An 8,995-nucleotide genomic window follows, 5' to 3' on the forward strand; every position below is an offset into this window, starting at 1 on the left:
CGACTCACCTACCGCTCTCAAAAAGCGAAGCAGAAGCTCCAAGCGGTTTAGTTGCAGATCCAGAGGGCAAGGAGTGACTTAATCAACATCCCTTTCTATTTCCGATAAGGTTTAAGGCATTTGTGGTATCCCCAATCTAACAATTTTAGGAACGGTGGAAGATTGGGAGCGTATTTATGAGCGCGTGCAAACCTTGGGTCAATACGAATTAGAGTGGTGGACGCAAAGACTATTGCCAATCTGTGAGGAGTTCATTCAAGCAGTCTCTGGAAATCCGAATCTTGAATTTTGGCGTTCTATCTATAAACCTCAGCGCACCTATGGAACAGAACGGATTACTGGCTGGCTGACTGATCTATTTCCATACATCGAAGCATCATGGGTTCAAAGCCAACCTCGTTTAGTGAGGAATCCTATTTTGGCAATTGAGCGCTCTCAGCTGAGCATTGATGATGGCTTAGCTTCTCGTTTGCTGCCACTTGGGCAATCGCGAGTAGGGATTAAGCTAATTACAGAGGGTTCTGAGCAAACTCTAGAATTAATTGCTGGTTTTATCGGAGTCAACCAACACCCAAAATGGCAAGTGCTGAAACCAGTCGTGGGTTGGGCTGTGCTTAAGAGAGATCCAATAACTTAGTAATCGAGGTAGCGAACTAGATTATGTCAAAGGTCAGGAATGAGATCTAACGAAGTACTTAACCTTGGATACGACTGCGATGACTCTTCCCCTGAGAGCTTTGATGAACTGAAGGGCTACCAGAGACGGCTACCAGAGCCGCAAGAACCTAGCTAGGTCTCCCAATAAGCTCTATGGGTGTGAATCATCAGAGATCCGGCCGCCTAAAGAACTTTGGTGGAAACTGGCAGAACTTGTCCGTGCTTCTTTCCTCGGCCCCACCCTGCTGTGACCTCAGAGTTTAATCCTAGCGGATAATGACGTTAGTTTTCCACTAGGATTAAATTGGGCGAATTGCTCCATAGAGCCGAGGGGAGTGAAAGGGTGTGTCAAACACAGCGATCGCCCACTGATTCAATTGCTCATCAGATAAGCTCATCAGACTCACTAGCTCGGTTGGACTGAAGTTGAGCGCAAGGTTATCAAGAATAGCAACCTGCTACTTCTCTCTCAGGTCGCGATCGCCATTTCTCTGCAAGATTTATACCAAGTGGGCACGTACCCCGACTTTGCGTTTGATTAGGAGGTCAATCAGCTTTTCCCCGTTAATCAGGGTGATGGGTGCTGTACCCCCTCAACTGCTGCTGTGCTTGTTCCTAAGGAGAAACTCCCATCTCTCAACTCAATACCCGCTGTAGAAAATGCATTCCTCCTTGTTCCAAGTTCCCATCCACGGCGAAAGTCAAGGTACGAACTCGGATATTTTGCACTCTTGTATCGAGTGGTTTCTGGAGGGGTTGGGGATAGATCAGAATGGCTTCTGAACAGCTTTCTGCGGTGGCATAGGCAATGATTTGCGCGACATCAGCGGTTGAAGGAGAGGTGGGAGTTTTGTATTTACTGTCTAGGACATAGCGGGCTTTGCCTGTGGCAATGTCAAACAACACCAAGTCAATGTTAAAAGACAGTGAGCCATCCTGGGTGATGTGAACCTGATGTTGAGACTTAACCGCTAGTTTGTGGGGCAGTAAGCCGCTGGCTTGGTGAGCCTTGAGCCACTCAGCCACAAATAGCTCATAGAGCCGTGCCATATTGACTAGAAAAGGCAGCATTTTGCGATCGCCCTCGGTATGGCTCGGCCCGCTCTGCTCCAAGAAAAAGCGGCAGAGCGCGTGCAGCGGCTGATAATCTTCGTTAAGACGGTGATAGAGGCGTTTGATACAGGCTTGAGCCGTACAGGGTTCTAGCGACACCGTGCCTTGGAGCGCATGATATGCCTGCCGCACCTTTACCAAAACTTCTGGTTTACAGGCCCCACAGGCCGCAATGGTGCGCAGTGTCCACAGCAGGATTTGGTTGTCGTCGATGTCAGGGGTCTGTTCCTGGTAGTGGCATTTGATTTTGACCTCCCAAGGCTTTTGCGCCAGTTGCCGCAAATCCATTCGTCCTCGGACAAAGGTCATGCGATCGCTCTTAGGGATATAAGCGCGATAGAGCCCTTTTCGAGTGCGATCGATCGTGCGGCGAGCCAAAATCTCAGTTAAAGAACTGTAAAAGTCTTCGAGCTGGTCGAAGTTGCTTAAACCCTCTAGAAAATGAAAGCTTTGAAGTTTGTAGGCATATTCCAACATGCCAAAGATGTTGGCCAACCCAACCTTGGGTTGGAGTCGCAACCCAAGTTCTACAGACAATGGGATGTAGCCGACCCATCCGTTGGATTGCAAGCGCCACTGCCCGCCTGTAATAGGCGTGGGGAATTCGACTGCGATCACCCCTTTCTTCAAGACACCATTGTCACCATAGGACTGCCAGAGCAACTTCCCTAGGTCTGGGGAAATCACTTCGGCGGAAAACAGCTTTGGGATATATTCAGCCAGTTCATGAACGGTGGGAACCATTGAGGTCATGAACGTAATTGCCCCTCTACTGCATCCCATCGCAAGGTCTTCAGTTTATCGCTCTGATCAAAGAAGAATTCTTCCAGGTACGGCTCAATCTCTAGCTGCCAAATACTCTTGATTTCTGAGCGCAACTGTTGTCGCAAAAAGAAGCTGGTGCCAATTTGATAATGGGGATCACCGATTTTGTCGTTGATTTGAGTTAATAGGCGAATCAAATTGTCAGCAGGATAAGCGGTGGACTGATGATATTTCCTCAAACCTTCATAGTTCGGTGCCAGGTAGAGGAAGGCAAAACGGCGGCGCAGGGCATGATCGACCAGCGCGATCGAGCGATCGGCGGTGTTCATGGTGCCAATGATGTAAACGTTTTTAGGGATGCTGAAAGGTTCCCCCCCCGCTAAGTAAACCTTTTCGTCTCGATATTCCAGTAGATACATCAACTCCCCAAACACTTGCGAGAGATTGGCACGGTTGATCTCGTCAATAATCAGCACACAACGATGCTCGCCGCATAATTGAGCTTTTTGACAGAACTCCAAAAAGCGACCGGGAACGCTGGGGTAATCGAGTCCTCCTTCCACTCGTTTAGGACGAATGCCCTGAATAAAGTCTTCATAGGTGTAAGCCGGATGAAATTGAACAATATCCACGAAGCCACTCCCACCGCCGATCAGATGTTGGGCCAGGTGACGCGCCAAGAACGTTTTGCCAGTGCCGGGAGGTCCGTAGAGAACAGCTTGGCGTTTGCGCTCGATCGCAGTCACCCAATCGTGCAATAAGCCCTCATCCAATTGGGTAGCCTCCGCACACTCAGTTAAACTGAATTTCGGAGTGACGGTGACCATCAAGCCCGTCGGCTGGTGATGCTAATTAATGACTTTATCGTGATAGATGGAGAGCATGATCGATCGCGCCTCTGGTTGCGCCAAGCGAGTGACCTGTTAACCCTGCTAGTGATGTTGAGATCAACGATCTATACCCGGATTAAAGGAGATGCTGGGCTTCGACGACAACATATTGCGTTTGTCCCTGTAGGCTTTGTGGGTGATGAGGAACTTTTAAGCCTCATGTCGGATGATGTTCAAGATTTCTTGCGCGAGGCTCAAGTTTTTATTTGTGATCATCACAATGCGGATGCCAAGCCAGTTGTGGCCAAAGTAGAACAGTTAGTTCGGAAAATGTTTGCTGACTTTAATTTGAAGGGGCAGGCAAAAGATACTCAAACCAAATCCTATGCAACTTATCCAACCCTAGAGGCTTTTGTTAAATCAGTCTCTCGTAGCTCAAGCAGCCTACTTCCAGCGCTTGATCAGGAGGCACTCAGAATTCCAGATTTCTTGAGCTGCATTGGCCCTTTTTGGATTGAAGATTGGGGCGATCGCCAGACAGAGGAGCGCTTTAATTTTGAGGGATGGCGAACTGAGGTGCGATCGCGTAGTGGAGATCTTTTAGGATTGCTTCACCAGATTGTGGAAGGTCGGTTTCCACCTAAGCTACGACGACCTGCGAAAGAATTGCATAAATTGCTAATTCGAGAAAAAGAGGCAGCGACCCAAGAGTATTCAACTCTGCAGTCTTTGAAAACAGACAACATCGTGGTCGCGCTGCCACTGGATTATCCTCATTTTTGGACGAACTTGCATGACTCAGAGGACAGCTTCCGCCAGCAAATGCTAGAAGATCCCGGAGTCTGGAGAAATGCTTTAGGGCGATCGCTGACATCGCAGGGCCTTGTGATGCCTGTCGTCTCCCAATATCAAGCATTTCCTTGGGTAGCGGTAGCAGGACGGCGGGTTACTGCCCAGTTGGAAACCCTATTTGATGATCGCTACTTCATGGCATCTTCTGAGCTTAATTTGCTGAATGCTATTTTGTTGGAAGATTGAGAATCTGTCTAGATTCCATGTGAAAACTGAAAGGTTTTGCTTCACAGAGGTAGTTGATCTGGATCTCTTTAACTTGGCTAAGAAGGCGATCGCTTCTGCCATGAGTTTCTGCAACAGTAACCCTGCATTTCCTACACAGTTTTCCAGGGCTGTGCTTCCCAGATTCAGCGACTGTTTTAACATGAACTTACCAACCCTATGTCTGGTGTGGTTACTACCATTTAGGCATGCTGCAATTTCAAGGGAAGTGGGATCTATTCTCAAGTATCACCCCTGTACTAGGGGGTGTCACCTGTCAAAGCTACTCCCTAGCACATCTTCCAGTGTGAATAAGTCTCTTCAAAAGGGGCACTATAAGTTTGGTTTTTACGATAGACAGATATATCCTAGTTTCAAGAGCATATGGCTGAAACGCCACATCCGAGATCAGGAGCCTAAAAGCTATCCTGTTCTAGCCCTCTGATCATCAGCATTTAACCTGTGTATCTTTTCTTCTTTTAGACCTGCTTCTCAGAGTACAAGGGGTACGAAGGGCAGCGTTGGTCAAGAGAAATTGTATTTGTACTATTAGCCAACCTTCAACTATTCCCTATCAGCAATGACAGCAAGGCTTTTCTTGTGTAATCCGGGCAAATATGATGGCATCTGGTTGGATATCAAGAAGGCTAGAACTAAGATTTCGATGGGAAAGAAATATCGAACTGAGTGGACGTGTGGCCAAATACAAAAGGTTCAGGTTGGTGATGTAGCATATTTTAAGAGAACAGAAGAAAAACCTTGTGGTATTTTTGCGCGTGGGCAAGTAGTTGCGGCGGAGCCCAATAAGCAATTAAGAAGCTTACACAAGAGATATCAACATTTAAGTCCGGCCTATGGGGTGTCGGAAACCTATGATTACGATCTTGATCAGGAGTATCTTAATGAAGATGACCTTGATGACTCCTCTGATCAACTTGCTTACTCAAGAAAATTTGTAGTTGTTGTTGAGTGGGATTCGGTAGTTGATTTCAAGGAACCCTTGAATACGGATGTTCTAAAGAAGCAGCCAAGATTTAGCGGAGCAAACTTCGATCCTCGCGGTTCAGGCAGGTCCTTGAATGAAGATGTTGTAGACCTGTTAGATTCCGAATGGGAGAAGCATTTAACTCGCTTAGCCAACCAAAATAAAGGAGTCAGGCTAAGTGATGTGTTCTGCCGGGCTGGGCAACAAAGCATAGAAGCAAAATTGTATGCTAGGGCCATCGAGGAATATAGCCAGGCTCTTCAGATCAATTCCAGATTATATGAGCCTTATTATCGTCGCGGTTTAGCTCAGCTAAAGCTAAAAAATTACGACCTAGCGATCGCAGACTTGACACAAGCTATTTTGCTTGAACCTAGAAACCCAGATATCTATCGAGAGCGAGCCTTCATTTACTCAGATGCTCAGGGGAATGAACGAGCAGCGATTGAAGACTTTCAAAAAGCTGCCGAAATTTGTCGGCAGTTCGGATGGAGCGAGCAATACCAAGAGTTACAAGAACTGATTGAGGCATTAAAGCCTTATCCAATGGTTGAAGCATTGAGTGCGAACCAACGAGATACTACTAAAGCTGGAGAATCTAGCTTACCAGGAGAGGTCAATCCTTCACCAGCTCAAGCTAGCCTTGAGGAATTACCTAAGAATAGTACTGATGAAGTAGCTTCGGCTGAAAATATCGCTGTTTCAGAAATCCAAGAACTTGAGCCTGAAATTGTTACAATAGCTAAGCTTGAGCCAGTTCATGAAGCGCAAAATCAGCTTGAAAATGATGGTTTTTTCGCTCCACGCGACTTGGAAACGGCTCGAGAAAGAATTACAGTATCAATCGCTCGCCGCCAGGGGCAATCTCAGTTCCGACAGCGCTTGCTAGAAGCCTATAACTATTGTTGTGCCATTACTCAATGCAATGCGAGGGAAGCCCTTGAGGCAGCCCATATTCTCCCTTACAGTGATACTGTTAATAACCACCCATCTAATGGTTTATTGCTCCGAGCAGATCTGCATACCTTATTTGATCTGAACTTGCTAGTAATTGAGCCAGAGACAATGCGGGTTAGGCTTGCCCCCAGTTTGCAGAACACAGATTATCGTGTGTTAGACGGAGAACTTATCCATCTTCCCCAGAGTAGAGTTTTCTATCCTGATAGAGCCGCGTTGCAATGGCGCTGTCAACAATGTTTCTGGTATAGATAAATTGACAAGCAAGCTGTTACCAAATAATAAGCTTATTGAGCTGTAATACGTGGTTCGAGAGCGATCGCGCCCACCGTTTCAGGCAGTTTTGGCTGGGCACTGAACCAAGGGCCGGAGGTAAGAAAACAAACACGTCCAGTTTTGAGGCCAATCAGCCTGGGCAACCTGCCTGCTTAGGTTCACCGAGCTCAAGTAAGCAGCTAAAATAAATTGCTTCTTCAACTTGCTGATTAACGGCTCGCTGGTGCATTGCCTCCAGGGGGTGTCGGGCAAACTGCTGTTCAATTCTTGTATTAACGTGGCCCAATGCCAACCTGCATTTACCACATTACTCATATCAACAACCTAGTCTCAATTCTTCCATCAGGTGGACTCATTGCTAACAGCCGACTACGGTATGAGGGCATTGACTACCTTGATATTGCACACGATAGCATTCAAGAGCGGCGTGCTAGAACCCCCGTACCTTGCTCTGTTGGAGGTTTTTTGCATGACTATGTCCCGTTCTATTTCGCTCCACGCTCCCCCATGCTCTACACCATTGATCGGGGCAATGTAGAAGGCTATGCAGAAGGCCAAACGCCAGTGATTCACTTGGTGTGTGAGGTGGACACTATAGAAGCTCAAGGTCTAGCCTTTGCTTTTACGGATGGCCATGCAGTGATGGCTTACTCCGACTTTTACGACGATCTAAGATCTTTAGCCTTGATTGACTGGGACCTGATGGATTCTCGGTACTGGTTTGACACAGCCGATGATCCTAACCGCAAGTGCAGACGACAAGCTGAGTTTTTGATTCATCAATTCTGCCCTTGGTCACTAATCAGCGAAATTGGGGTAATCAACAATCAGATACAGACACAGGTGCACCAAATATTGCAGAATTTTAATTGCTCAATTCCGGTGGAAATTCGCCGGAACTGGTACTACTAACACTAAATAGTACAATTGCATTAATCAGAAAAAGGCTAGTCTAAATCAATGATTGAGTTCAAGCAAGGCAACCTATTGAAGGAAAATGCTGAAGCCCTAGTGAACACTGTCAACTGTGTCGGTGTCATGGGTAAAGGCATTGCCTTGCAATTCAAGCAAGCTTTTCCCGATAACTTCCAACAGTACAAAAAAGCTTGTGATGCTAAGGAAGTACAACCTGGGCGCATGTTTACTGTTTCCACAGGTCGCTTATTCAACCCCCGATACATCATCAACTTCCCCACCAAGCGTCACTGGAAAGGTAAATCAAAACTGGAAGATGTTCAGTCTGGGCTGAAGGCACTGATCGAAGAAGTGAAGCAGCTCCGGATTCGCTCGATCGCCATTCCACCACTCGGGTGTGGCAATGGTGGTTTGGATTGGGTCAAAGTTAGACCCTTAATCGAGGCAGCCTTTGCTCAACTCCCAGAAGTGCAAGCCATCGTATTTGAGCCAGCAGGTGCTCCTGCTGCCGACCAAATGCAGGTTACAACTTCCAAGCCTAGGATGACTTGTTCGCGTTCTTTGCTTGTGCGGTTACTGGAGCTGTATGGGATTCCTGGATACCAACTTACCTTACTAGAAATTCAAAAACTAGCTTACTTTTTGCAAGTTGCCGGACAGCCTTTGAAGCTACGCTACGTCAAGCACAAATATGGTCCTTACGCCGACAATCTCAATCACGCCTTACAGCGAATTGAAGGACATTACATTCGGGGGTATGGCGATCGCAGTCGGGAAGCTGAGATTTACGTTTTGCCCGAAGGCCGAGATGCGGCCCGAGCTTTTCTAGAAAGTGAACCTGAGGTTCAGGTGCGTTTAGAGCAAGTTGGCAGCCTAATTACAGGCTTTGAAACCCCTTACGGGATGGAGCTGCTAGCCACGGTTCACTGGGTTGCTCAGGAAGATCCTCAGGCTGCTGTAGATAGCAAGCAAGCCATCGCCCGAGTGCAGGAATGGAGCGATCGCAAACGTCAGTTATTCAAACCCGACCACATTCGTAAAGCTTGGCAGCGTCTACGTGAGCAAAATTGGCTGTAAGCCGCTGAAGGGAACCTTTGGCAGGTGTATCTGAAAATTGCGTGCCAGTTCACCAGTTTACGGAAGAGACAGCCCTGAGTGATGGAAAGCTTCTTAGGGGTCACTGACCGTGTGGTCTTGTGTATCAGCTGCGGCTTCCGATTGATCCAGAGACAGCATATTCTGTGAGCTTGCGGCGTTCTAGAGATTTGAAAGCGAGAACGATGTCTCAGATCTTGCACCAAGGCTTAAAAGGTGGCAGAAAGGGCGTGAAACTAATAGACCGCAAGAACAATGGACATTCTTGCCCACGCCCAAGAACTAATCTATCACTTGCTCGATGGGATGCCGACTCCCTACCAACGTCAAAGCCTGCAAGCTTTGC

7 protein-coding genes are annotated in these 8,995 nt (G+C 47.3%); 5 read left to right on the forward strand and 2 right to left on the reverse strand.

Features of this window, described 5'->3' with window-relative positions; translation table 11 throughout:
* Window positions 1-127: 127 nt before the first annotated feature.
* The gene (locus H6F90_RS03825) at window positions 128-637 is read left to right on the forward strand and encodes a DUF4419 domain-containing protein (protein ID WP_370587939.1); all 510 of its coding nucleotides are present in this window, start codon (window positions 128-130) and stop codon (window positions 635-637) included.
* A 656-nt stretch (window positions 638-1,293) separates the two neighbouring features.
* Here the strand turns inward: H6F90_RS03825 and H6F90_RS03830 are convergent.
* The gene (locus tag H6F90_RS03830) at window positions 1,294-2,523 is read right to left on the reverse strand and encodes an McrC family protein (RefSeq protein ID WP_190550381.1); all 1,230 of its coding nucleotides are present in this window, start codon (window positions 2,521-2,523) and stop codon (window positions 1,294-1,296) included.
* The gene (locus H6F90_RS03835) at window positions 2,520-3,362 is read right to left on the reverse strand and encodes an McrB family protein (RefSeq protein ID WP_190550383.1); all 843 of its coding nucleotides are present in this window, start codon (window positions 3,360-3,362) and stop codon (window positions 2,520-2,522) included. Before H6F90_RS03835 ends, H6F90_RS03830 begins: the two co-directional genes overlap by 4 nt.
* Before the next feature lie 18 nt (window positions 3,363-3,380).
* Here H6F90_RS03835 and H6F90_RS03840 point away from each other — a divergent pair, with 18 nt between their 5' ends.
* From H6F90_RS03840 to H6F90_RS03855, 4 genes are all read left to right on the forward strand, one after another.
* Complete coding sequence (locus H6F90_RS03840) at window positions 3,381-4,403, forward strand: hypothetical protein (RefSeq protein WP_190550385.1); 1,023 nt, start codon at window positions 3,381-3,383, stop codon at window positions 4,401-4,403.
* Between the two features lie 598 nt (window positions 4,404-5,001).
* Complete coding sequence (locus H6F90_RS03845) at window positions 5,002-6,618, forward strand: HNH endonuclease (RefSeq protein ID WP_190550386.1); 1,617 nt, start codon at window positions 5,002-5,004, stop codon at window positions 6,616-6,618.
* Between the two features lie 306 nt (window positions 6,619-6,924).
* Window positions 6,925-7,551, forward strand: coding sequence for a DUF4433 domain-containing protein (locus H6F90_RS03850; protein ID WP_190550389.1), 627 nt, complete (start codon window positions 6,925-6,927; stop codon window positions 7,549-7,551).
* A gap of 48 nt (window positions 7,552-7,599) precedes the next feature.
* Window positions 7,600-8,631 (forward strand): macro domain-containing protein, encoded by a 1,032-nt coding sequence (locus H6F90_RS03855; protein WP_190550391.1) that lies wholly within the window; start codon window positions 7,600-7,602, stop codon window positions 8,629-8,631.
* Window positions 8,632-8,995: the final 364 nt, after the last annotated feature.

It is taken from the genome of Trichocoleus sp. FACHB-591, assembly GCF_014695845.1.
In the GTDB taxonomy this organism is placed as follows: Bacteria; Cyanobacteriota; Cyanobacteriia; order FACHB-46; family FACHB-46; genus Trichocoleus.